Annotated in this window: 22 protein-coding genes; 17 read left to right on the forward strand and 5 right to left on the reverse strand. The window is 71.7% G+C overall.

Going from position 1 to position 23,373, the window contains the following annotated elements; genetic code table 11:
• Nucleotides 1-106: 106 nt before the first annotated feature.
• The 8 genes from ACH414_RS26245 to ACH414_RS26280 all read left to right on the forward strand — a co-directional run bounded on the left by ACH414_RS26245 (nt 107) and on the right by ACH414_RS26280 (nt 6,896).
• Entirely contained in the window at nt 107-754 is a 648-nt protein-coding gene (locus tag ACH414_RS26245) for an HAD family hydrolase (RefSeq protein WP_382549362.1), read from the forward strand.
• A 43-nt stretch (nt 755-797) separates the two neighbouring features.
• Nucleotides 798-2,009: an MFS transporter gene (locus tag ACH414_RS26250; protein ID WP_398943575.1), complete on the forward strand. Its 1,212-nt coding sequence runs from the start codon at nt 798-800 to the stop codon at nt 2,007-2,009.
• Entirely contained in the window at nt 1,978-3,156 is a 1,179-nt protein-coding gene (locus tag ACH414_RS26255) for an acetoin utilization protein AcuC (protein ID WP_382549366.1), read from the forward strand. The genes ACH414_RS26250 and ACH414_RS26255 overlap by 32 nt, the downstream gene beginning before the upstream one ends.
• A 106-nt stretch (nt 3,157-3,262) precedes the next feature.
• Entirely contained in the window at nt 3,263-4,078 is an 816-nt protein-coding gene (locus ACH414_RS26260) for a phosphatase (RefSeq protein ID WP_382549368.1), read from the forward strand.
• A 127-nt stretch (nt 4,079-4,205) separates the two neighbouring features.
• Complete coding sequence (locus ACH414_RS26265) at nt 4,206-4,415, forward strand: helix-turn-helix domain-containing protein (RefSeq protein WP_046910004.1); 210 nt, start codon at nt 4,206-4,208, stop codon at nt 4,413-4,415.
• Nucleotides 4,416-4,567: 152 nt separating this feature from the next.
• Complete coding sequence (locus ACH414_RS26270; RefSeq protein WP_003948845.1) at nt 4,568-4,666, forward strand: 30S ribosomal protein bS22; 99 nt, start codon at nt 4,568-4,570, stop codon at nt 4,664-4,666.
• Between the two features lie 148 nt (nt 4,667-4,814).
• Entirely contained in the window at nt 4,815-5,864 is a 1,050-nt protein-coding gene (locus tag ACH414_RS26275; RefSeq protein WP_386570671.1) for an NAD-dependent epimerase/dehydratase family protein, read from the forward strand.
• 18 nt (nt 5,865-5,882) lie between these two features.
• Nucleotides 5,883-6,896 (forward strand): lysophospholipid acyltransferase family protein, encoded by a 1,014-nt coding sequence (locus ACH414_RS26280; RefSeq protein WP_382549373.1) that lies wholly within the window; start codon nt 5,883-5,885, stop codon nt 6,894-6,896.
• An 82-nt stretch (nt 6,897-6,978) separates the two neighbouring features.
• Here ACH414_RS26280 and ACH414_RS26285 read toward each other — a convergent pair whose 3' ends face one another.
• From ACH414_RS26285 to ACH414_RS26295, 3 genes are all read right to left on the reverse strand, one after another.
• Nucleotides 6,979-8,181 (reverse strand): DUF5667 domain-containing protein, encoded by a 1,203-nt coding sequence (locus tag ACH414_RS26285; protein WP_382541447.1) that lies wholly within the window; start codon nt 8,179-8,181, stop codon nt 6,979-6,981.
• Between the two features lie 278 nt (nt 8,182-8,459).
• The gene (locus ACH414_RS26290) at nt 8,460-9,245 is read right to left on the reverse strand and encodes an ECF subfamily RNA polymerase sigma factor, BldN family (protein ID WP_382541449.1); all 786 of its coding nucleotides are present in this window, start codon (nt 9,243-9,245) and stop codon (nt 8,460-8,462) included.
• A gap of 459 nt (nt 9,246-9,704) precedes the next feature.
• Nucleotides 9,705-10,664 carry an HAD family hydrolase gene (locus tag ACH414_RS26295; protein ID WP_391769804.1) on the reverse strand — a complete coding sequence of 320 codons (960 nt, stop codon included), beginning with the start codon at nt 10,662-10,664 and terminating at the stop codon, nt 9,705-9,707.
• 106 nt (nt 10,665-10,770) lie between these two features.
• Here ACH414_RS26295 and ACH414_RS26300 point away from each other — a divergent pair, with 106 nt between their 5' ends.
• The 7 genes from ACH414_RS26300 (at nt 10,771) to ACH414_RS26330 (ending at nt 17,559) form a co-directional block, all read left to right on the forward strand.
• The gene (locus ACH414_RS26300) at nt 10,771-11,046 is read left to right on the forward strand and encodes a glutaredoxin family protein (protein ID WP_382541455.1); all 276 of its coding nucleotides are present in this window, start codon (nt 10,771-10,773) and stop codon (nt 11,044-11,046) included.
• 272 nt (nt 11,047-11,318) lie between these two features.
• The gene (locus ACH414_RS26305; RefSeq protein ID WP_382541458.1) at nt 11,319-12,113 is read left to right on the forward strand and encodes a redox-sensing transcriptional repressor Rex; all 795 of its coding nucleotides are present in this window, start codon (nt 11,319-11,321) and stop codon (nt 12,111-12,113) included.
• The gene (locus ACH414_RS26310) at nt 12,110-13,465 is read left to right on the forward strand and encodes a glutamyl-tRNA reductase (protein ID WP_382541460.1); all 1,356 of its coding nucleotides are present in this window, start codon (nt 12,110-12,112) and stop codon (nt 13,463-13,465) included. The genes ACH414_RS26305 and ACH414_RS26310 overlap by 4 nt, the downstream gene beginning before the upstream one ends.
• The gene (gene hemC / locus ACH414_RS26315; RefSeq protein WP_382541463.1) at nt 13,462-14,448 is read left to right on the forward strand and encodes a hydroxymethylbilane synthase; all 987 of its coding nucleotides are present in this window, start codon (nt 13,462-13,464) and stop codon (nt 14,446-14,448) included. Before ACH414_RS26310 ends, hemC begins: the two co-directional genes overlap by 4 nt.
• Nucleotides 14,445-16,115, forward strand: coding sequence for a uroporphyrinogen-III synthase (locus ACH414_RS26320; protein ID WP_382541466.1), 1,671 nt, complete (start codon nt 14,445-14,447; stop codon nt 16,113-16,115). Before hemC ends, ACH414_RS26320 begins: the two co-directional genes overlap by 4 nt.
• Before the next feature lie 120 nt (nt 16,116-16,235).
• Nucleotides 16,236-17,243, forward strand: coding sequence for a porphobilinogen synthase (hemB, locus tag ACH414_RS26325; protein ID WP_382541469.1), 1,008 nt, complete (start codon nt 16,236-16,238; stop codon nt 17,241-17,243).
• 43 nt (nt 17,244-17,286) lie between these two features.
• A complete protein-coding gene (locus ACH414_RS26330; RefSeq protein WP_382542214.1) occupies nt 17,287-17,559 on the forward strand; it encodes a DUF1876 domain-containing protein in 273 nt (90 codons plus the stop codon).
• Between the two features lie 6 nt (nt 17,560-17,565).
• Here ACH414_RS26330 and ACH414_RS26335 read toward each other — a convergent pair whose 3' ends face one another.
• Nucleotides 17,566-18,267 carry a DUF4232 domain-containing protein gene (locus tag ACH414_RS26335; RefSeq protein ID WP_398943582.1) on the reverse strand — a complete coding sequence of 234 codons (702 nt, stop codon included), beginning with the start codon at nt 18,265-18,267 and terminating at the stop codon, nt 17,566-17,568.
• A gap of 259 nt (nt 18,268-18,526) precedes the next feature.
• On the opposite strand from ACH414_RS26335, the gene ACH414_RS26340 reads away from it, so the two are divergent.
• Nucleotides 18,527-19,684, forward strand: coding sequence for a helix-turn-helix domain-containing protein (locus tag ACH414_RS26340; RefSeq protein ID WP_398943583.1), 1,158 nt, complete (start codon nt 18,527-18,529; stop codon nt 19,682-19,684).
• A gap of 28 nt (nt 19,685-19,712) precedes the next feature.
• Here the strand turns inward: ACH414_RS26340 and argS are convergent, their stop codons facing one another.
• The gene (gene argS / locus ACH414_RS26345) at nt 19,713-21,473 is read right to left on the reverse strand and encodes an arginine--tRNA ligase (protein ID WP_382541478.1); all 1,761 of its coding nucleotides are present in this window, start codon (nt 21,471-21,473) and stop codon (nt 19,713-19,715) included.
• A 178-nt stretch (nt 21,474-21,651) separates the two neighbouring features.
• On the opposite strand from argS, the gene lysS reads away from it, so the two are divergent.
• Nucleotides 21,652-23,373, forward strand: a complete 1,722-nt coding sequence (gene lysS, locus ACH414_RS26350) for a lysine--tRNA ligase (protein ID WP_398943585.1) — start codon at nt 21,652-21,654, stop codon at nt 23,371-23,373.

Here is a 23,373-nt window from a genome sequence, read left to right on the forward strand (position 1 = left end):
GTACTGCAGGGGGGACCCTGTGGGAGAGTAGGACGCCGCCGAACAATCATTGTGGGAAAGCCCCGCACCTCTGGTGCGGGGCTTTTCTGCGTTTAGGGTGACTTCTATGCGCTACGACCTGGTCATCTTCGACAACGACGGCGTGCTCGTGGACAGTGAGCCCCTCTCCAACACGATCCTGGCCGGCTACCTCACGGAGCTGGGACACCCCACCACGTACGAGGAGTCGGTCCGCGACTACATGGGGTCGGCCGTGCACCGGATCCACGAACTGGTCCTAGAGCGTTCGGGGGAGCGGCTGCCCGCAGACTTCGACGAGGTCTTCCACGGGCGCGTGTTCGCCGCGTTCCAGCGGGAGTTGGAGGCCGTCGCCGGGGCCGAGGACGTCGTGAAGCTGTTGGCGGACGCGGGAGTGCCGTACTGCGTGGCGTCGTCCGGGAGCCATGAGCGGATCCGGGTCGGGCACCGGAAGACGGGGCTCGACGCGTTGTTCCGCGACGAGATCGTCTTCAGCGCCCAGGACGTCGGCCGCGGGAAGCCGGCACCCGACCTCTTCCTCCATGCCGCCGAGCGCATGGGCGTCGCCCCGGAGCGGTGCGCGGTGGTCGAGGACAGCGCCCTCGGGGTGCGGGCGGCGGTGGCGGCCGGGATGGACGTGTACGGGTTCACCGCGATGACCCCGCGGGAGCGGCTGGTGGGGGCCACGGGGTACTTCGGGGCGATGGACGAGCTGCCGGCCACATTGGGCATGTGATCCATCTACCGCGCGGTAGGTTCCGGCCCTACGCTGTGCCGCCATGACGGATGCGCGTGTGCGGCGTGGGCGGGGAGCTCTCGCGGTCGGCTTTTTCGTGCAGGGTGTCACCTTTGCCCTGCTCGTGACCCGAATACCGGCGATCCAGGACCGGTACGGGATCTCCGACGGGTTGCTGCCCCTGTTCCTGGCGGCCGTGCCCGTGCTCGCCGGCGTGGCGAGCGTGCTCACCGAGAAGGTGGTGGCCCGGGTCGGCCCCGCGCGGGTGCTGCGCTGGGCCCAGCCCGTGGTGCTGCTGGCGCTCCTGGCCGTGGGGGCCGGGTCGCAGCTGTGGCAGGCGGCGGTGGCGCTCGGGGTGTTCGGGCTCGCGGTCGGCGCGCTCGACGCCTCCATGAACATGCTGGGGGTGAGCCTCCAGCGGGCGTACGGGCGGAGCATCATGCTCGGCTTCCACGCCGCGTACAGCCTCGGCGGGATCGCGGGGGCGTCGCTGGCCTGGGCGGGGGCGCACTGGCATCTGTCGCTGTTCGTGTCGTACCTGCCGGTGGTGGCGGTGCTGCTGCCGGTGGTGCTCGTCGGGAGCCGCTGGTACGTGGCCGGGGAGCCGGGAGAGCCGGGCGAGGTCGCCGGGGCCGGCGGGGCCGCGGGCGGTGGTGGTGTGGTGTTCCGGATGCTGCTGCCGCTGTGTCTGGTGATGACCTTCGCGTACATCGGGGACTCGACGGTCTCGAACTGGTCGGCGAAGTACCTGCAGGACGTCCTCGGCTCCTCGGAGGAGCTGGCGACCGTGCCGTACAACGCGTACATGGTGACGACGCTGCTCGGGCGGTCCGTCGGGGACTTCGGGGTGCGGCGGTTCGGCGCGGTGCTCGTGGTGCGGTGCGGGGCGGTGCTCGCGGCGCTCGGGTTCGCGGTGGTGGCGGTGGCGCCGGGGGCGTGGGTGGGGATGGCCGGGTTCACGGTCCTCGGGCTCGGGCTGAGCGTGATCGTCCCGCAGACCTTCGCGGCCGCGGGGCGCCTGTTCCCGGCGGCGAGCGATGCGGCCGTGGCGCGGCTGAACGTCTTCAACTACGTGGGCTTCCTGGTCGGCTCGCCGCTGGTGGGGGCGCTGGGCGACGCGTGGAGCTATCGCGGGGCGATGCTGGTGCCGATGGTGCTGGTCCTGGTGACGGTGGTGTACGCCACGTCGTTCGGCTCGGAGAAGGCCCGATACGGTGGCTCGCATGAGCGGCCGCGCACTGTTGATGTGGGATGAAGCTGTCACGGGCTACGACTTCGGGTCGGAGCACCCGATGGATCCGGTGCGTCTGGCGCTGACCATGGGGTTGGTGCGGGCGTACGGCCTCGACCGGGCCGTGGACGTGGTGGCGGCGAAGCCGGCGGGGGAGTCGACGCTGCGGCTCGTGCACCGCGAGGACTATGTGGCGGCCGTGCGGGCGGCCTCGGTCGATCCGCGCGCGGCCGACCAGGCGTACGGGCTCGGGACGGTGGACGATCCGGCGTTCGCGGGGATGCACGAGGTGTCGGCGCTGATCGCCGGGCAGTCGGTGGGGGCCGCCGAGGCGGTGTGGCGCGGGGACGCGGCGCACGCGGTCAACTTCGCGGGCGGGCTGCACCATGCGATGCCGGGGGCGGCGTCGGGGTTCTGCATCTACAACGACGCCTCGCTGGCCATCGCCCGGCTGCTCGAACTGGGCGCGGAGCGGGTCGCGTACGTGGATGTGGACGTGCACCACGGGGACGGGGTGCAGGCGGCGTTCTGGGACGATCCGCGGGTCCTGACGATCTCCCTGCACGAGCATCCGCGGACGCTGTTCCCGCAGACCGGCTGGCCGGAGGAGACGGGCGGTGCCGGGGCCGGTGAGGGCGGTGCGGTGAACCTGGCGCTGCCGGCCGGGACCGGGGACGCGGGCTGGCTGCGTGCCTTCCACGCGGTGGTGCCGGAGCTGATCGCCGATTTCCGGCCGCAGGTGCTGGTGACGCAGCACGGGGCGGACACGCACTTCGAGGATCCGCTGGCGCACCTGGCGGTGTCGCTGGACGCGCAGCGGGCGGTGCAGGAGGCCTGTCACGAGCTGGCGCACGCCCATGTCGAGGGCGGCAGGTGGGTGGCGCTGGGCGGCGGCGGGTACGCGGTCGTGGACGTCGTACCGCGGTCGTGGACGCATCTGGTGGGGATCGCGGCGCACGCTCCGGTCGATCCTGAGTCGGTGATCCCGTCCTCGTGGCGGGACGAGGCGTACGCGCGGACGCGGCAGCCCGGTCCGGTGCGGATGACGGACGGGCGGTGGCCGGTGGGCTGGCAGGACTGGGCGGCCGGCTATGACCCGGCGGACCGCCTCGACCAGGCGATCCTGGCGACCCGCAAGGCGGTGTTCCCGCTGCGCGGGCTGCTGGTCTGAGCCTGGCCTGAACCCGTCGCGCACTGGTGCGTGGGGGTTACGCCAACGGGGCGGTGTGCGGGGGGTTTCGGCTCCGGCGCAGTGTCGTTCCGGCAGCATCGGGAGGGTGTTGAGTACCGGGGCGCTGCGGGCGCATCTGTTGGCGGCGGGGTTGGCGGGGACGGTGTCGACCCCGCGGGAGACGAGCCTGCGCAGCTATCGGCTCTTCGCGGCGCGCGACCCCCGGGTGACCTTGGGGATCGATCCGCTGTGGGGGTGGGACGAGGCCGAGCTGCTGCGGCTGATGGCGGACAAGTGCGGGGTGTCGGGCGATCCGGCGCACCGCTCGGGGCCCGACGTGATCGATCCGGAGCGGACGCTGCGGGGGCTCGACGCGTTCGCCGCGCGTCTCGGTGAGGCGGCGGCGAGGCGGGCTCCGGTGCTGTTCGGTACGGGGCATCCGCATCGTCTGCTGGGTTTCTACGCCGCGCTTGCAGACGCTTTGTCGGCGGCGGGATGTCTTGTTCTCACCCCGGCGCAGGGGCGATGTGTCGACATAACGACCCGGTTCGGCCTACGTACGTACCTCGTGGACTACGTACGGGGTGTCGCGCTGGTGCGCGAAGCCGACCTGTCCGCCGCAGGGCGTGAGACCGGGGCGCACACGCACTCGCCGCTGCCGGTTAGGGCCGTCCTGGAAAGCGCAGCCGGGGAGGGCCGGCCGCTGCCGGAGCTGGTGGTCGGGGACCACGGCTGGGTCTGCGGGGCAGGTCAGCTGGGTATCGAAGCCATCGGTCTCGCCGATACGGACGATCCCGCGCTGTTCGTCGGCGAGGCGGAAGGGCAGGTGTCCGTGGCCGTTCCGCTTGATGACGGGGTGCGCTCGGACTACTACCGTCCACTCACTCGCTATGTACTCAATCGAGCGTGTCTGTCACGGTAAACGGCCGATGGCAGCTCCTCTTCCCCACTCGTACCACCCGCCCCTAGTCTGGGCGTGAGCGCTCAGCGACGAAGAGTCACCGGAGGGGAAGCCGGTGGGCGTCGTGTGCGGAAGGTACAGGTGGGTCATGGCTGCTGGCGACAGGCCTCTCAACGAGGTGAAGTTTCTGACCGTGGCGGAGGTCGCCTCGGTGATGCGCGTCTCGAAGATGACCGTGTACCGCTTGGTGCACAGCGGTCATCTGCCGGCGATCCGGGTGGGGAGGTCCTTCCGGGTGCCGGAACAAGCGGTTCACGAATACCTCAGGGAGTCCTTCGTGGGGGTGGCGACCGCGTAGCGAGCGCGTGGCCGGGAGCCCGGTTCCGCCCTCGGATTACGAGCGGGTCGCTCGGGGCGGTAGGCTAGCCCCTCGTAGGTCGTGTGGGCCCAGACGCCCCGCACCGATCCCCGCTGGCGCGGGGATGTTCCGAGTAGTGAGCGAGGGTAGTCGTGGGCTCTGTTATCAAGAAGCGGCGTAAGCGGATGGCGAAGAAGAAGCACCGCAAGCTGCTCAAGCGCACCCGTGTTCAGCGTCGCAACAAGAAGTAAGCGACCGCTGTAACGACGGCGTTCTGCGTCGGCGTGGCCCCCCACCGGTTTCCGGTGGGGGGCCACGCCTTTTATTGCGCCGAAATGTGGAGGCGCTACGGTGGCGGTCAGCGGAACACCGATGGAAGACCGACGGAAGGCGCTTGTCTTGGGCAAGGTCGTGCTCGTCACCGGTGCGGCCCGGCACCTCGGCGCCCGTCTCGTACGGCGCCTCCAGCGGGACCCGGAGGTCGGGCGGGTGATCGCCGTGGACGCGGCGGAGTCCCCGCATCCGCTCGCCGGCGCCGAGTTCGTACGCGCCGACATCCGGCAGCCCGCGATCGCCAAGGTCCTGGCCCAGCACGAGGTGGACACGGTCGTCCACATGGACGTCACCGGAACGGCCATGGGCGGCGGCGGCCGTACGTCGGTCAAGGAGACCAACGTCATCGGCACCATGCAGCTCCTCGGCGCCTGCCAGAAGTCGCCGCGGGTGAAGCGGCTCGTGGTCAAGTCCAGCACCAGCGTGTACGGGGCCGCGCCCCGCGACCCGGCGGTCTTCACCGAGACGACGCCCGCGAAGTCGCTGCCGAGCGGGGGCTTCGCCAAGGACGCGGTCGAGGTCGAGGGATACGTGCGGGGCTTCGCCCGGCGCCGCCCGGACGTGGCGGTGTGCGTGCTGCGCTTCGCGAACATCCTCGGGCCGCGGGTGGACTCCCCGCTCGCCGAGTACCTGGACCTGCCGGTGCTGCCGACCGTCCTCGGCTACGACCCGCGGCTGCAGTTCGTCCACGAGGACGACGTCATGGACGTCCTGGAGCTCGCGTCCCGGGAGCCGCGCCGGGCCACCCTCAACAGCGGCACGTTCAACGTGGCGGGCGACGGGGTGCTGCTGCTCTCCCAGTGCGCGCGGCGACTCGGCCGGCCGACGGTGCCGGTGCTGCTGCCCGCGGTGACCTGGGTGGGGCAGGCGCTGCGCACGGTCGGGATCACCGACTTCTCGCCGGAGCAGATCCGGCTGCTCACCCACGGCCGGGTGGTGTCCACGGTGCAGATGCGCGAGACCCTCGGCTTCACGCCCCGCTACACGACGGCGGAGGCCTTCGCGGACTTCGCGGCGAGCCGCGGGCCGGGCCTGCTGCCGCCGGAGCTGCTCGCGGGGGCCGTGGACCGGCTCGCCGGCCGGCTCGCCCCCGCCCCCACCTTCCCAGCCCGCTGAACAGGAGCCCAGATCGCGATGGCGGACGCCAAGGTCATTCCGTTCGACGACGACCGGTCGCGGGCCCGGCGCCGGCCCCCCGCCCGCGGCGGCGGGGAGGCCGCCGTGCGGGCGCTGCCGGCGCAGCAGCCCCCGGTGGCGGAGGAGGCGTCCGAAGGGCCCGGGGAGCCCGTCGAGGGCCGGCAGCCGCGGGACGGTTGGGAGCGGCGCCTCGCGGGCGGTCTGGCGTTTCTGCGGCGGCGGGTGACCGGTGACTACGAGGTCGACGAGTTCGGCTACGACAAGGAGCTCACCGACCAGGTCCTGATGTCGCTGCTGCGCCCGGTGTACGAGAAGTACTTCCGGGTGGAGGTGAAGGGCGTCGAGAACATCCCGAAGGACGGCGGAGCCCTGGTGGTGGCCAACCACTCCGGGACGGTGCCGCTGGACGGTCTGATGATGCAGGTGGCCGTGCACGACCACCACCCGGCCGGGCGGCATCTGCGGCTGCTCGCGGCGGACCTGGTCTTCATGCTGCCGGTGGTGAACGAGCTGGCCCGCAAGGCCGGTCACACGCTGGCCTGCGCGGAGGACGCGGAGCGGCTGCTGCGGGCCGGGGAGGTCGTCGGCGTGATGCCGGAGGGCTTCAAGGGCATCGGGAAGCCCTTCGCCGAGCGGTACAAGCTGCAGCGCTTCGGGCGGGGCGGCTTCGTGTCGACGGCGCTGCGCGCGGGGGTGCCGATCGTGCCGTGCTCGATCGTGGGCGCGGAGGAGATCTACCCGATGCTCGGCAACGCCAAGACGCTGGCGCGGGTGCTGGGGCTGCCGTACTTCCCGCTGACCCCGACCTTCCCGTGGCTGGGGCCGATGGGCGCGCTGCCGCTGCCGACGAAGTGGACCATCCAGTTCGGCGAGCCGATCCCGACGGACGGCTTTCCGCCGGAGGCGGCGGAGGATCCGATGCTGATGTTCAACCTGACCGACCAGGTGCGCGAGCAGATCCAGCACACGCTCTACAAGCTGCTGGTGCAGCGGCGGTCGGTGTTCTTCTGACGTACGGGTTCGTGCGAGGCGGGGGTACGGGAGAGGGGGCGCCGCCTGTGTCAGGCGGCGCCCCCTCTCCCGTACCCCGGGGCTACCTCACGTCCTCGCTGTCGATGCCCAGGCCCGGCAGCAGGCCGGGGAGGATGGGCGGGATCGTCACGTCCGGCGTGGTGGGTGTGGCCTCGTCGGTCGGGGTGCTGCTCTGGCCGCTCGTCGGCGGGTTGAGCAGGCCGCCCGTGTTGCCGCCGAGGAGACCCTCCTCCTTGGGCGCACCGGTGCCGGTGCTGGAGCCCGAGGGGTGCGGCTGGGTGGCCTCGCCCTTCGCGGAGGGGGTGGCGGCCGGGGTGCCCGGGTGGTGCGGGCCGGCCGACGGGGTGTTTCGCGGCGTGCTCGGGCCGCCGGAACCGATCGTGCCGCGCTCGGGGGTGCGCGGGAGGACGGACTGGAGCGGCTCGACCTCTTCGTCTATGGCCTTGAAGACGTCGTTCACCTGGTTGCCCACGTCGGCGAGCTGGACGGGGAGCCGCTCGCGCAGTCCCTCCCAGGTGGCCCGGTGGGACTGGGCGAAGGCGTTGAGCCGGGCCATGGGGCCGATCTCGCCGTCCCGCTCGTAGGCCTGGCGGAGCAGCCGGTGGCCTTCGGCGGCGTCGTGCTCCATGCCGCTCAGCACCCGGCGGATCTCGCCGAGCGACTCGTGGTCGAGGTCGCCGGCGCGGCCGCGCTCCATGAGCCTGCGGGCCTCGCTCAGCCGGGTGGACGCCTGGTCGAGGTAGATCCCGCCGCGGTCGGCGTCGTCGTCCGCGATCCCGAGCTTGATGTCCTCCATGCCCCGCTTGAGTCCGTAGAGCGGGTCACCGGGGAGGGCGTCGGAGCTGGCGGCGGCCACGCCGCTGAACGCTCCCGCGGCCACACCGACCGTGAGTCCGCCCGCGGCGAGGCCCTTGGTCCAGCGGGACCGTGGTCGCAACTTCCGGAGCGGGGAGGCCCGGTGGGCTCCCTTGCCGCTGCCGGCGGTCCGCTGCTCCGGCACGGTAGGGCCCGCGGAAGCGCCTCCCTCCGCGAACATCGCCTCCATGGCGGCCACGAGCTGGGCCCGCTGCACCACCTTGACCTCGGGGTCCATCTCCGGCTTCGGCAGCTCGCCGAGACCGTTCGCCAGGGCCAACAGCCGTCCCTGCTCGGCCGATTCGGCCGTCGCTTCGGGCTGCTCGGCCGCCGCGCCCTCGGACGTCCGATCCTCCAGGGCCTGGGCGAAGGCGTTCGCCCGCCGGTGCGCCGATACGTTCGCGATCACTGGCGGCACCTCCTCTCGTCATGACGGTCGACTCCCCGGGGGGTTCGGAGGGTTGCACACCTTGAGCGCATCCACACGAAAGAGTGAGTGGACGTGGACATGGCGTGACCACAGGGAGCCTGCATTTCGCACAACGAGCGGCGCGGCACTTGGGTTACGCGCGAAAGATGATCGGACCAGTGCGTCATCGAGGCGTCACCGACTGTGAGTTGGTCTCGGGTGGTGGTGGCGTGGGGGGGCGGGGCGGTGCGGGGGCGCGTGTGGGGGGCGCGCGGCCCTCAGCGGGCGTCGTCCGGGAGGAGGCGGGCCAGGGTGCGGACGGCCCGGTACTGGAGGGTCTTGATCGCGCCCTCGTTCTTGCCCATGACCCGGGCGGTCTCGGCGACCGACAGGCCCTGGAGGAAGCGGAGGGTCACGCACTCCTGCTGTTGGGGGTTGAGGCGGCGCACGGCGTCGAGCAGGGCGGCGTTGGAGAGCGACTCCAGGACGGAGTCCTCGGGGCTGCGTTCGACCTCGTTGGCGTCGAGCATCTCGCCGGTGGTCACCTCGAGGCGGAAGCGGCTCGACTTGAAGTGGTCGGCGACGAGGTTGCGCGCGATGGTGACCAGCCAGGCGCCGAAGTCGCGGCCCTGCCAGGTGAAGGTGGAGATCCGGCGCAGGGCGCGCAGGAACGTCTCACTGGTGAGGTCCTCCGCCGTCGCCTTGCCGCCGACGCGGTAGTAGATATAGCGGTAGACCGTGTCGCTGTATTGGTCGTAGAGCCGGCCGAAGGCGTCGGCCTCGCCGGCCTGGGCGCGTTCGACCAGGTCCATCATGCGTGCGCTGTCGCTGTCGGCGGTGGGCCGGCGGGCGGCGGTCGAGGTTCCGGTGCCGCCCCGGGTGCCGCGTCTGCCGACAGCGGCACCGCTCTCGGCCAGGGCGTAGCAGGGACCGACGGGTGCCGGTCCGGCGAAGGCGGGTGCGAGGCCGGCGTACGCGGTGGGGACGAAGCCGCGCAAGTGGTCGAGGACCGTTGCGCGCAGCGTAGCCAGGCCCGAGGCGTCAACCCCGACGTGTGGGTACACGGGACTCCCAGAGGCAGAGCTTCCATCACGTGCAGTGCGGGACCGTTCACTCGTCGTGGCGACGTGTGGGGTCCCTTGTGCGTCTGAGGAGAATAACGCTTCGTACAGGCAGCGCTACACCCAGTTGCTCAAATCATCGATTCCGTCGCATCTGTTACCGCTTGCGGGCGGAACAAGTCGCACTTCGTGACCGGTTGCTGATCGGATTACTTCCGAGTGTGATCACGGGCGGGTTGGGTTGTGCCCGAGTGCGGGACGGGGGAGTGATCGGGGCCGCTGTCGGGTAGGGACGGAGGAATGCCCGGGTGTCGATGGGCGCGGGCGTGTTCGACCACGTACGGGTGAGGCGGATTGGTCCTGGGTTGTCCCAGATGATCGCAGCCGAAACGTATCGGCAGACCGTGACACGCCGAGAAGTGATCTTCGGCGTGGTCCTTCTCCCGCTGGGGCGGGCGGCCTTCAGCGGCGGCGGCGGTGCAGCGCGAGCGCGGCGGCCGTGCCACCGGCGAGGGCGCCGACGCCCGCGGCGGCCGGGATGCCGACCTTGGCGGCCTTGCGGCCGGTCCGGTAGTCCCGCAGCCGCCAGTCGCGCTCCCGGGCGTGCTTGCGCAGCTTGCCGTCCGGGTTCACGGCGTAGGGGTGCCCGACGAGCGAGAGCATCGGGATGTCGTTGTGCGAGTCGCTGTACGCGGCGCAGCGCGCGAGGTCCAGGCCCTCGGCGGCGGCCAGCGCGCGCACGGCCTCGGCCTTGGCGGGCCCGTGCAGGAGCTCGCCGACCAGGCGCCCGGTGTAGACGCCGTCGACCGACTCGGCGACCGTGCCGAGCGCGCCGGTGAGGCCGAGGCGGCGGGCGATGATCGTGGCGGTCTCGACGGGGGCGGCGGTGACCAGCCAGACCTTCTGGCCCGCGTCCAGGTGCGCCTGGGCGAGCGCCCGGGTGCCCGGCCAGATGCGGTCGGCCATGTACTCGTCGTAGATCTCCTCGCCGATGGACATCAGCTCGGAGACGCGGTGGCCCTTGACGATGGACAGGGCGCTGTCGCGGGCCTCCTGCATGTGCTCGGGGTCCTCGACCCCGGCGAGCCGGAACCAGACCTGGGCCCAGGCGAAGCGGGCGAGTTCGCGGCGCTGGAAGAACTTCCGCTTGTACAGGCCGCGGCCGAAGTGGAAGATCGCGGCGCCCTGCATCACGGTGTTGTCGAGGTCGAAGAAGGCGGCGGCCTCGGTGTCGCCGGCGACCGGGAACTCCGGCTCCGGGGGTGCGGTTTCCGCGGCGGTCCGTGCCCGCTGGTGCTCTTCCCGCTCCAGTTCGAGCTCTTGCGAGGTCTTGCGGGCCGCCTCGGCGGCGGCCTCGCCTGCCAGGACGCTGCGCGCGGTCGCGGAGCGCCTACGGGGGGTGAGCCATCCCAGAGCGGCCATGTCGTTGAGCATAGCCAGTCTGTTCGGTCCTTCCCGACTCGTGAGGATGCCGTGGTGTGAACAGTGGGCACCGCGCGTGTGACCCCGGTCGTGCGGCCCGCGCAGAATGGACGGCATGTTCGGACGTACGAAGAAGAAGGCCGGCCCGCGCACGGTGACGCTGATCGGCAAGCCGGGGTGCCATCTGTGCGACGACGCCCGGGTGGTGATCGAGGCCGTCTGCGCCGAGACCGGGGCACTCTGGGAGGAGAAGGACATCACCCAGGACGAGGAGCTCCACCGGGCGTACTGGGAGCAGATTCCCGTGGTCCTCGTCGACGGTGAACAGCACACGTTCTGGCGGGTGGACGCCGGGCGGCTCCGGCGCGAACTGGGTGCGTGACCGAAAGACGGTTACCATCGTGGACGTTTTGTTGGGTTTCGGGGGCGGCGTCGTGAGGAGAGTGTGCGGTTTTGCCCCCTTCGGGTTCTCAACGCTCTGAGGCCGTCCGCGGTTCCGTACCGTCGCGAACCGGCCGCGTGACCCCGGTCACTTTGGCCAGACAAAACGGACACCATCTTTGTGCACGCGTTCACAAAGACATAGCCTGCATTCGACGGGGCGGTCCTGGGACACACGGCCGCCTGCAGCCCCGCTCATCCCGCAGGAGCACCGTGGCAACTGGCCGAACTCACCGACCGGCGACCCGTAGCCGAGGAATTCCCGAGGCCACCGTCGCCCGCCTTCCGCTGTATCTGCGTGCCCTCACGGCGCTGTCGGAGCGGTCCGTACCCACGGTCTCCTCCGAGGAGCTCGCGGCCGCCGCGGGGGTCAACTCCGCGAAGCTGCGCAAGGACTTCAGCTACCTCGGCTCGTACGGGACGCGCGGCGTCGGCTACGACGTCGAGTACCTCGTCTACCAGATCTCCCGCGAACTCGGCCTGACCCAGGACTGGCCGGTCGTGATCGTCGGCATCGGTAACCTCGGCGCCGCGCTCGCCGGCTACGGCGGCTTCGCCTCCCGTGGCTTCCGGGTCGCCGCCCTGATCGACGCCGACCCCGCCATGACCGGCAAGCCGGTCGCCGGGATCCCCGTCCAGCACAGCGACGACCTCGAGAAGATCGTCACCGAGGACGGCGTCTCCATCGGCGTCATCGCGACCCCGGCCGGCGTCGCCCAGCAGGTCTGCGACCGGCTGGTGGCCGCCGGAGTCACCTCCATCCTGAACTTCGCCCCGACCGTGCTCTCCGTGCCCGACGGCGTGGACGTCCGCAAGGTCGACCTCTCCATCGAGCTGCAGATCCTCGCCTTCCACGAGCAGCGCAAGGCCGGCGAGGAGCCGGGCGCCGAAAGCCCCGAGGACGCCGAGGGCGCCCACGGTGCCGTCGTGCCGCAGGCCGGCCGTGGCGCGGACGCGGGCGAGCGCAAGGGACCTGACGGGGACATGCCCGCCGTGATGCCGGCATGAGCCTCCTCGTCGTCGGTCTCAGCCACCGCAGCGCCCCCGTCAGCGTCCTGGAGCGGGCCTCCCTCTCCGCCGACGCCCGGGCCAAGCTGCTCCACGACACCCTCGCCGCCGAACCGGCCGCCGAGGGCGCCGTCCTGGCCACCTGCAACCGCATCGAGCTCTACGCCGACGTGGACAAGTTCCACGCCGGTGTCGCCGAGCTGTCCACGCTGCTCGCCCAGCACAGCGGCGTCGGCCTCGAAGAGCTCACCCCTTATCTCTATGTGCACTACGAGGACCGGGCCGTCCACCACCTCTTCTCGGTGGCCTGCGGCCTGGACTCCATGGTCGTCGGCGAGGGCCAGATCCTCGGCCAGATCAAGGACGCCCTCGCCGTCGGCCAGGACCTGCACACCGCGGGCCGGCTCCTGAACGACCTGTTCCAGCAGGCCCTGCGGGTCGGCAAGCGGGCCCACAGCGAGACCGGCATCGACCGGGCCGGGCAGTCGCTCGTCACCTTCGGGCTCCAGCAGCTCGCCGAGGGCACCGACGTCGACGCCTGGGCCAAGGGCAAGCGCGCCCTGGTCATCGGCGCCGGCTCCATGTCCTCGCTGGCCGCCGCCACCCTCGCCCGCGCCGGCGTCGGCGAGATCGTCATCGCCAACCGCACGGCCGCCCGCGCCGACCGGCTCGTGGAGATCCTCACCGAGCCCGGAGGTACGGGCGTGGCCGCACGCGCGGTCGAGATGGTTGCCGTCGGCGACGAACTGACACGTGCCGACATCGTCGTCTCCTGCACCGGGGCCACCGGACTCGTCCTGACCGGCGAGGACGTCGAGCACGCGCTGCGCGACCGCACCGAGCCCCTGTACCTCCTCGACCTCGCCATGCCCCGCGACATCGACGCCGCCGCCCACCGCATGCCGGGCGCCCGCCTCGTCGACATCGAGTCGCTGGCCGAGGCCTCCGCCGACGCGCCCATGGCCGCCGACGTCGACCAGGTGCGCACCATCGTCTCCGACGAGGTCGCCGCCTTCGGCGCCGCCCAGCGCGCCGCGCACATCACGCCGACCGTGGTCGCCCTGCGCGCCATGGCAGCCGACGTGGTCGCCGGCGAGGTCGCCCGCCTCGAAGGCCGGCTGCCCGACCTCGACGACAAGCAGCGCGCCGAGATCACCCAGACCGTGCGCCGTGTGGTCGACAAGCTCCTGCACGCGCCGACCGTGCGCGTCAAGCAGCTCGCCAGCGAGCCCGGCGGCGCCGGGTACGCGGACGCACTGCGGACACTCTTCGACCTCGACCCGGAGACGGTTGCCTCTGTCAGCCGGGCCGACCTGAACGACGGTGACGTCAAGAACCGAGGGCGAGTATGACCGAGAGGGCACTGAGGCTCGGGACCAGGCGCAGCAAGCTCGCCATGGCCCAGTCCGGACATGTGGCCGACGCCGTCCGGCAGCTGACCGGCCGGCCCGTCGAGCTCGTGGAGATCACGACGTACGGGGACACCTCCCGCGAGCACCTCGCGCAGATCGGCGGCACCGGTGTGTTCGTCGCCGCGCTGCGCGACGCGCTGCTCGCCGGCGAGGTCGACTTCGCCGTGCACTCCCTCAAGGACCTGCCGACCACCCCGCACCCCGAGCTGGCGCTGGCGGCGATCCCCCCGCGCGAGGACCCGCGCGACGTCCTCGTCGCCGGCCCCGGCACCACGCTCGACCGGCTGCCCGCGGGCGCCCGGATCGGCACCGGCTCCCCGCGCCGCATGGCCCAGCTCAACGCCTACGCGCGCAGCCACGGCCTGACCATCGAGACCGTACCGATCCGGGGCAACATCGACACCCGCGTCGGCTATGTACGCAGCGGAGAACTGGACGCGGTGGTACTCGCCGCGGCCGGACTCAACCGCATCGGCGGAACCGAGGAGCTCACCGGCTCCCTGTCGCTCGACCACCTGTCGGTCGACACGGTCCTGCCCGCCCCCGGCCAGGGGGCCCTGGCCATCGAGTGCGCGGCGTCCGACGCCGGCCTCGTCGCCACGCTCGCCGAGCTCGACGACCCGCACACCCGGGCCGCCGTGACCGCCGAGCGATCCCTGCTCGCCGCCCTGGAGGCCGGCTGCTCCGCACCCGTGGGTGCGCTGGCCGACCTGCTGGCCGACGACCCCGGTCACGGGCAGGTTGTCACCGAAATGCGCCTGCGCGGCGTCGTCGGCACCACCGACGGCTCCACGCTGGTGCAGCTGTCCACCACCGGTCCCGTACCCACCTCCTACGACGAGGCGGTGGCCCTCGGACGCGAACTCGCGGACGAGATGCTCGCCAAGGGTGCGGCCGGTCTTATGGGGGAGCGAGCACTTTGAGCCCCACCAGCCCGACCACCAGCCCCGCGTCCGCCGCCGCCTTCGGCCACGGTCACGTCACCTTCCTCGGCGCCGGACCCGGCGACCCCGGACTGCTGACACTCCGGGCCGTCGAAGCCCTGGCCGGCGCGGACGTTCTGATCGCCGAGCCGGAGGTGCTCGAAGTCGTTCGCGGCCATGCGCGCGCGGGCGTGAGCACGCCTGAGCTGACGGTCGTTGACGACGCGTCAACAACCGTCGGCGTCCCCGTGTTGAGGGATGCGACCAATCTTGTCATGGAGGCCGCACGGGGCGGCAAGCGGGTCGTCCGTGCGGTGACCGGCGACCCCGGCCTCGACGGAAACGCAGGTCAGGAGATGCTCGCCTGCGCCGCCGAGGGCATCGCCTTCGAGGTCGTGCCCGGTGTCGCCACCGCCGTCGGCGTGCCCGCGTACGCCGGTGTGCCGCTGCGCGACGCCCAGGGCACCGACGTGCGCTTCGTCGACGCCCGCACCGCCGACGACCGCTGCTGGGCCGAGGTCGGCGCCTCCGACGGCACCGTCGTCGTCTCGACCTCCCTGGACTCGGTCGCCGCGGCGGCCGGTGAGCTGGTGGCGGCTGGCCGTAAGCCGGACACCCCGCTCACCGTGACCATCGCCGGCACGACCACGCGCCAGCGCACCTGGACGGCCACGCTCGGCACCATCGCCCAGGTCTTCAAGCAGGGCAAGGTGCTCCCCTCGCCCGAGGGCCACCGGCCGGCGATAGCCGTGGTCGGCGAGCGCAGCGCCCCCGCGCAGCGCGACCAGCTGTCGTGGTTCGAGTCCAAGCCGCTCTTCGGCTGGCGGGTGCTCGTGCCGCGGACCAAGGAGCAGGCCGCGTCGCTCTCCGACCAGCTGCGTTCCTACGGCGCCGTGCCGCACGAGGTGCCGACCATCGCCGTCGAGCCGCCGCGCACCCCGCAGCAGATGGAGCGTGCGGTCAAGGGCCTGGTGACCGGCCGCTACGAGTGGATCGCCTTCACCTCCGTGAACGCGGTCAAGGCCGTCCGCGAGAAGTTCGAGGAGTACGGGCTCGACGCCCGCGCCTTCGCCGGGATCAAGGTCGCGGCGGTGGGCGAGCAGACCGCGGCCGCGCTCGTCGACTTCGGCGTGAAGCCGGACCTGGTGCCGTCGGGCGAGCAGTCGGCCGCCGGCCTCCTGGAGGACTGGCCGCCGTACGACCCGGTCTTCGACCCGATCGACCGCGTCTTCCTGCCGCGCGCCGACATCGCGACCGAGACCCTGGTCGCCGGCCTGATCGAGCTGGGCTGGGAGGTCGACGACGTCACCGCCTACCGGACCGTCCGGGCCTCGCCGCCGCCGGCGGACACCCGCGAGGCGATCAAGGGCGGCGGCTTCGACGCGGTCCTCTTCACCTCCTCGTCCACCGTGCGCAACCTCGTCGGCATCGCCGGCAAGCCGCACAACGTGACGGTCATCGCCTGTATCGGCCCGGCGACCGCCAAGACGGCGGAGGAGCACGGCCTCCGGGTCGACGTCCTCTCGCCGGAGCCGTCGGTCCACAAGCTCGCCGAGGCGCTCGCGGACTTCGGCCTGCGGCGCCGCGAGGCGGCGCTGGAGGCCGGCGACCCGGTCACCCGCCCCAGCGAGCGGCGCCCCGGGGCGCGGCGACGCCGGACGACGTGACGCCGAACGGCGTGCGGTGACACGACGCGCGGGGCGCGGGTCCTTCGGGGCCCGCGCCCCGCGCGCGTTGCCCACAACCGGTCGGTAAAGGCACCGGTCGTACGGGCGTAGCCTCGGGGGATGAGTGCGTATGGATCCTTTCCCGGGGCGCGGCCCCGCCGACTGCGGACGACTCCTGCCATGCGACGGATGGTCGCCGAGACGCGACTGCATCCGGCCGATCTGATCCTTCCCGCGTTCGTGCGGGAGGGCGCCACCGAGCCCGTGCCGATCGCCGCGATGCCCGGCGTCGTCCAGCACTCCAGGGACACGCTGCGCAAGGCCGCCGTGGAGGCCGTCGCCGCCGGGGTCTCCGGGATCATGCTGTTCGGCGTCCCCGAGGACGCGAAGAAGGACGCCGCCGGCACCGCCGGCACCGACCCGGACGGCATCCTGCAGCTCGCCATCCGCGACGTGCGCGCCGAGGTCGGCGACGACCTCGTGATCATGTCCGACCTCTGCCTCGACGAGTACACCGACCACGGCCACTGCGGCGTCCTGGACGCCGACGGGCGCGTCGACAACGACGCCACCCTGGAGCGCTACGCCGAGATGGCCCAGGTCCAGGCCGACGCCGGCGTCCACGTCGTCGGCCCCTCCGGGATGATGGACGGCCAGGTCGGCGTGATCCGCGACGCCCTGGACACCATCGGCAAGGAGGACGTGTCGATCCTCGCGTACACCGCGAAGTACTCCTCCGCCTTCTACGGCCCCTTCCGCGAGGCCGTCGCCTCCTCGCTCAGCGGCGACCGCAAGACGTACCAGCAGGACCCCGCCAACCTCCGCGAGTCGATGCGCGAGCTGGCCCTCGACCTGGAGGAGGGCGCGGACATGGTCATGGTCAAGCCCGCGGGCCCCTACCTGGACGTCCTCGCCAAGGTCGCCGAGTCCGTGGACGTGCCCGTCGCCGCGTACCAGATCAGCGGCGAGTACGCGATGGTCGAGGCCGCCGCGGAGAAGGGCTGGATCGACCGGGACAAGGCCATCTTCGAGACCCTCACCGGCATCCGCCGCGCCGGCGCGCAGATGATCCTCACGTACTGGGCGACGGAGGTCGCGCAGAAGCTGGGTGCGGCGCACTCTGGATAGGTAGCCGACAGGTACCCCGCCGGAGGTGGTCCTCATGACGCACATGAACACGCTTGTCGGATGGCACGTCGAGATGGAGTTCAAGGAGGAGGGCGACCGGACGAAGGCGGCGGCGATGGTGCGGCTCGGCGACGGCACCGAGTTCCGCGCCCACGGCAACGCCAATCGGCACCCCTCCGACCCGGAGCAGTTGCGGGTGGGAGAGGAGATCGCCGGCGCCCGGGCGCTGATGGACCTCGCCTCTCAGCTGCTCCAGAAGGCGCATGTCGAGATAGACGAGGTCTCGGGACGGACCTCCCACCCGATCAACCGTTGAGGGCTCTCAGTACGTGAGGGCCTCCTCCAGGGTGCGCTGCCAGTACGAGACGGCGGCGCCGTCGTCGGCGAACGTGCCGCTCGGCGCCGCCACCGTCGTCCCGCTGCTCGGGGTCAGATGGACCTTGATCGTGCGGATGGTGCGCCCGTGGGTGTCGGGGCCCGGCTCGCCCGTCAGGATCAGCGACGCGTAGCCCGACTCGCCCGGCGCCAGCGTGACGACCGCCTGCGGCTTGCTGTCCTCCACGACCCTGATCGGCGCCTGCGGGTCGTCGAAGCCCACGGTGGGCGCGTTCAGGGCGTTGCAGGGGCGGCTTCCCACATTGGTCACGGTCAGCACCAGGTGGTTGATCGGGCGGCTCACCTTGCTCGCCACGATCTTCGTGTCGGCCGCCGTGCAGCTGGCCGTGCCGGCCCTGGAAGGCGCGGGTGAGGCGGGCTTCGAGGCGCGCTTCGAGGCGGTCGGCCGCGGGGCGGTGGGCTGCGCGGGCTGCGTCGCCGGCTGCTTCGGGGCGGACGGGGCGGACGGGGCGGACGGGGCCGTCGTGGGCGTCGTCGGGGCGGTCGACTGCGCCGACGCGTTCTTCGCCGATGTGACCGGCGCCGGGTCCGCGGTCGCCTTCGCCCCGTCGGACTGGCAGGCGGTGAGGGCGAGCGCCGCGGCGAGAGCGGTCGCGGGCAGGGTCAGACGGCGGGCGAGAGTGCGCATGTGTGGGTTCCCCGTGAGGTCGATGGAAGGGTCAGTGACCGGTCAGAAGAGCGAGCACGACCGCCGCGCAGGCGATCAGCACCGCTACGGCCAGTGCGTCGGTGACGCTGCTGTTCGGCATGGCTCAAACCCTGCGGGGTGCGGTGATCCACCCGCAATCGGCACGGGACAATGGGGGACGCTGGAACGCTCACACCCACTGTGACCTGGGGAAACGACCACCCCCTGGAATGCGTTCCCGGGACACGGGGAGATGCCGATGGAGGCGGTGGACGGCTTCGCGGAGCTCATGCGGGGGCTGAAGGAACGGTCCGGGCTGAGCTACGGCGTGCTGGCGAAACGGCTCCACGTCAGCACCTCGACCCTCCACCGGTACTGCAACGGCGACGCGGTCCCGACCGAGTTCGCCCCCGTCGAACGCCTCGGGCGCCTGTGCGGGGCCACCCGCGAAGAGCTCGTCGACCTGCACCGGGCCTGGATCCTCGCGGACGAGGCGAGGCGACGGGGGAAGGGCGACCCCGAGCCGGAGATCGAGAAGCAGACCCCGCCCGATCCCGAGACGGCCGAGCCGGAGGCGGCCGCCGAGCCGCAGGCGGTCGCCGGGGCGGTCGCCGAGGTGGTGACCGTCGGGCCCGCCGCCGGCCGTGCGCCCCGGTCCCGTACGCGGCTCCTCGCCCTGGTCGCCGGCCTCGCCGTCCTCGGGCTCGTCGTCCCCGTCGCGTACGTCGTGGGGCGCGCCGACGACAGCCCCGCCGGAGGCGACGCGGGCTCCGCCGGGGGCGCCGCCGACACCGGGCCGCCCGCGCCGCTGAGCGTCGGCATCAGCTCGTACAACTGGGCCGAACCCTGCGGCCAGTACTACGTGCTCGACCAGAAGCCCGGGCACGTTCCGCCGCCGCCCCCGCCCCCGGACACCCGAGGCTGGGCCCGTGCGCTCGGCGGCATCGACGGCGGGCACATGCAGCTCCAGCTCACCGTCACCGGACGCACCCAGGCGCCCGTCGTCCTCACCGGACTCCATGTGCGCGTCGCCGAGCGCGGGAAACCGCTGGGCGGATCGGTGTACTCCATGGGCGACGGCTGCGGCAGCGGCATCACCCCGCAGACCTTCGACGTCGACCTCGACGCCCCCCGCCCCTACCCCAAGCCCGTCGCCGGGCAGGACGCCGACCGCGTGGTGCCCGCGAAGGACTTCCCGTACAAGGTCTCCACCGGCGACCCCCAGGTCCTCAACCTGGACGTGCACACCGAGCGGAACGTCGCCTCCTGGTACCTGGAACTCGCCTGGAGCAGCGGCGAGCAGCACGGGACGATCCGCGTGGACGACGGCGGGCAGCTGTTCCGCACCACCGCGATCGAGGGACGCACGACCTACGGCTACTGGCCCGACAAGGGGACCTGGGTCGCACAGCAGTGACCCGGGCCCCCTCGGCGGGACGGGCGCGTCAGAGGCGCTCGGGCGTCCGGATGCCCAGCAGTGCCATGCCCTGGTGCAGCGTGCGGGCGGTCAGGTCGCACAGGAAGAGGCGGTTCTCGACCTGGTCCGGGGTGTCCGCCTTCAGGACCGGGCACTCCGAGTAGAACGTCGTGTACAGCGAGGCCAGCTGGTAGAGGTAGGCCGCCAGCTTGTGCGGGGCGTACTCCGCGGCCGCCTCCTGGACCAGCTCGCCGAACGAGTCCAGGTGCAGACCCAGCGCACGCTCCGACGGCGCCAGCGCCAGCTCCGGGTGGGCGGCCGGCTTCGCGTCCCCCGCCTTCCGCAGGATCGACTGGATGCGCGCGTACGCGTACTGCAGGTACACCGACGTGTCGCCGTTGAGCGACACCATCTGGTCCAGGTCGAACTTGTAGTCCCGCGCCGCCGACGTCGACAGGTCCGCGTACTTCACCGCGCCGATGCCCACCTGGGCACCCCGCTCGGCGATCTCCGCCTCCGACAGGTCCTGGGCCTTCTCGCGGACCACGGCCGACGCGCGGTCGATCGCCTCGTCCAGCAGATCCACCAGCCGCACCGTCTCGCCCTCACGGGTCTTGAACGGCTTGCCGTCCTTGCCGAGGACCGTGCCGAAGGCCAGCTGGACCGCCTTGACGTCCTCGTTCAGCCAGCCCGCCCGGCGGGCCGTCTCGAAGACCATCTTGAAGTGCAGCGACTGGCGCGCGTCCACCACGTACAGCAGGGAGGTCGCCTTCAGGTTCTGCACCCGGTCGCGGATCGCCGACAGGTCCGTCGCCGCGTAGCCGAAGCCGCCGTCGGACTTCTGCACGATCAGCGGCGTCGGCTTGCCGTCCGGGCCCTTCACGTCGTCGAAGAACACGCACAGCGCACCCTCCGAGCGGACCGCCACGCCCGACTCCTCCAGGATGCGGCAGGTCTCCACCAGCATGTCGTTGTAGCCGGACTCGCCGACCACGTCGCCGTCCCGGATGTCCATGTCCAGCTTGTCGAAGACCGAGTAGAAGTAGATCTTCGACTCGTCGACGAACCGCTGCCACAGGGCCAGCGTCTCCTCGTCGCCCGCCTGGAGGTCCACCACGCGCGCCCGGGCCCGCGTCTTGAACTCCTCGTCCGAGTCGAACAGCGCGCGCGAGGCCTTGTACAGCCGGTTCAGGTTCGACATGGCCTCCTCGCCGGAGACCTCGGCCTCCGAGGAGTGGTCCAGCTCGTGCGGGTGCTCGATCAGGTACTGGATGAGCATGCCGAACTGGGTGCCCCAGTCGCCGATGTGGTGGCGCCGGACCACCGTCTCGCCCGTGAACTCGAGGATCTCGACCATCGCCGCGCCGATCACCGCCGACCGCAGGTGCCCGACGTGCATCTCCTTCGCCACGTTCGGCTGGGCGTAGTCGATGACCGTCGTGCCCGCCGACTCGTTGAACGGCACGCCCAGACGCGCGTCCGCGGCCCGCGCGGCCAGCGTCCGAACGATCGCCTCGTCGGTGACCGTGATGTTCAGGAAGCCGGGGCCGGAGACCTCGATCTCCTTCAGCACGTCGTTCGCCGGGATCGCCTCGACGACCTGCGTCGCCAGCTCACGCGGGTTGCCCTTGAGGCGCTTGGCCAGCGCCAGGATGCCGTTGGCCTGGAAGTCGGCCCGGTCGCTTCGTCGCAGCAGCGGGTCGGCGGACCCGGCATCCGGCAGAGCCGCCGAGAGGCCGTCCGCGAGGCGCTGCTGCACGGTCGAAGCGAGGGAAGGGACCGAGGCCATGAGCTTCCGTTCCTGTAGTCGAAGCGGGTGGGCTATATCGCTTGTCAAGTGTCCCATGGGTCGGCAACGTGTTTTCTCCACCTGTGGACAACCTCGGAGCGCGCCGTTCCGTCTGGGACAATGGCTGAAGCAAGGCTGCAAGGCTTTCGAGGGAACAAGGAAGAAGGACGAACCGACCGTGGCTCAGAGCAGCACCGAGACCGACTGGGTCTCCCGTTTCGCGGACGAGGTCATCACCGAGTCGGAGCGACGTGCGCCTGGCAAACCGGTCGTCGTCGCCTCCGGCCTGTCCCCGTCCGGCCCCATCCACCTGGGCAACCTGCGCGAGGTCATGACCCCGCACCTGGTCGCCGACGAGATCCGCCGCCGGGGCCACGAGGTCCGCCACCTCATCTCCTGGGACGACTACGACCGCTACCGCAAGGTGCCGAACGGCATCGAGGGCATCGACGAGTCCTGGGCCGAGCACATCGGCAAGCCCCTGACCTCCGTCCCCGCCCCGGCCGGCTCCCCCCACGCCAACTGGGCCGAGCACTTCAAGGCCGCCATGGTCGAGGCCCTCGCCGAGCTCGGCGTCACCTACGACCCCATCAGCCAGACGGAGCAGTACACCTCGGGCGCCTACCGCGAGCAGATCCTGCACGCCATGAAGCACCGCGGCGACATCGACGCCATCCTCGACCAGTACCGGACGAAGAGGGCCCCGAAGAAGCAGTCGCAGAAGCCCGTCGACGCCGCCGAGCTCGAAGCCGAGGAAGGCTCCGGCGCGGCCGCCGAGGACGACGGCTCCGGCGGCGGCGCCGGCTACTTCCCGTACAAGCCCTACTGCGGGCAGTGCGAGAAGGACCTCACCACGGTCACCTCCTACGACGACGAGACCACCGAGCTCGCCTACACCTGCTCCTCCTGCGGCTTCGCCGAGACGGTCAAGCTCAGCGAGTTCAACCGCGGCAAGCTGGTCTGGAAGGTCGACTGGCCCATGCGCTGGGCCTACGAGGGCGTCATCTTCGAGCCCTCCGGCGTGGACCACTCCTCGCCCGGCTCCTCCTTCCAGGTAGGCGGCCAGATCGTCGGCATCTTCGACGGCGTCCAGCCCATCGGCCCCATGTACGCCTTCGTCGGCATCAGCGGCATGGCCAAGATGTCCTCCTCCCGCGGAGGCGTCCCCACGGCCGCCGACGCCCTGGAGATCATGGAGCCGCAGATCCTGCGCTGGCTCTACGCCCGCCGCCGCCCCAACCAGTCCTTCAAGATCGCCTTCGACCAGGAGATCCAGCGGCTCTACGACGAGTGGGACAAGCTCGAGGCCAAGGTCGCCGACGGCACCGCCCTGCCCGCCGACGCCGCCGCGCACTCGCGCGCCGCCCGCACCGCCGCCGGAGAGCTCCCGCGCACCCCGCGCCCGCTCCCCTACCGCACGCTCGCCTCGGTCATGGACATCACCGCCGGCCACGACGAGCAGACCCTCCGCATCCTCACCGAACTCGACCCGGACAACCCCGTCACCTCCCTCGACGAGGTCCGCCCCCGGCTCGACCGCGCGGAGAACTGGATCACCACCCAGGTCCCGGCCGACCAGCGCACCATCGTCCGCGAGGAGCCCGACACCGAGCTCCTCGGGAGCCTCGACGACGAAGGCCGCGAATCCCTCCGCCTGCTCCTGGAGGGCCTCGACAGCCACTGGTCCCTCGACGGCCTCACCACCCTGGTCTACGGCGTCCCCAAGGTCATGGCCGGCCTCACCCCCGAAGCCAAGCCCACCCCCGAGCTGAAGCTGGCCCAGCGCTCCTTCTTCGCCCTCCTCTACAAGCTGCTCGTCAGCCGCGAGACGGGCCCCCGCCTGCCCACCCTCCTCCTCGCCGTCGGCGCGGACCGGGTGCGCAAGCTCCTCGGCGCGTAA

Source organism: Streptomyces sp. NPDC020422, from assembly GCF_044386705.1.
Taxonomy (GTDB): Bacteria; Actinomycetota; Actinomycetes; order Streptomycetales; family Streptomycetaceae; genus Streptomyces.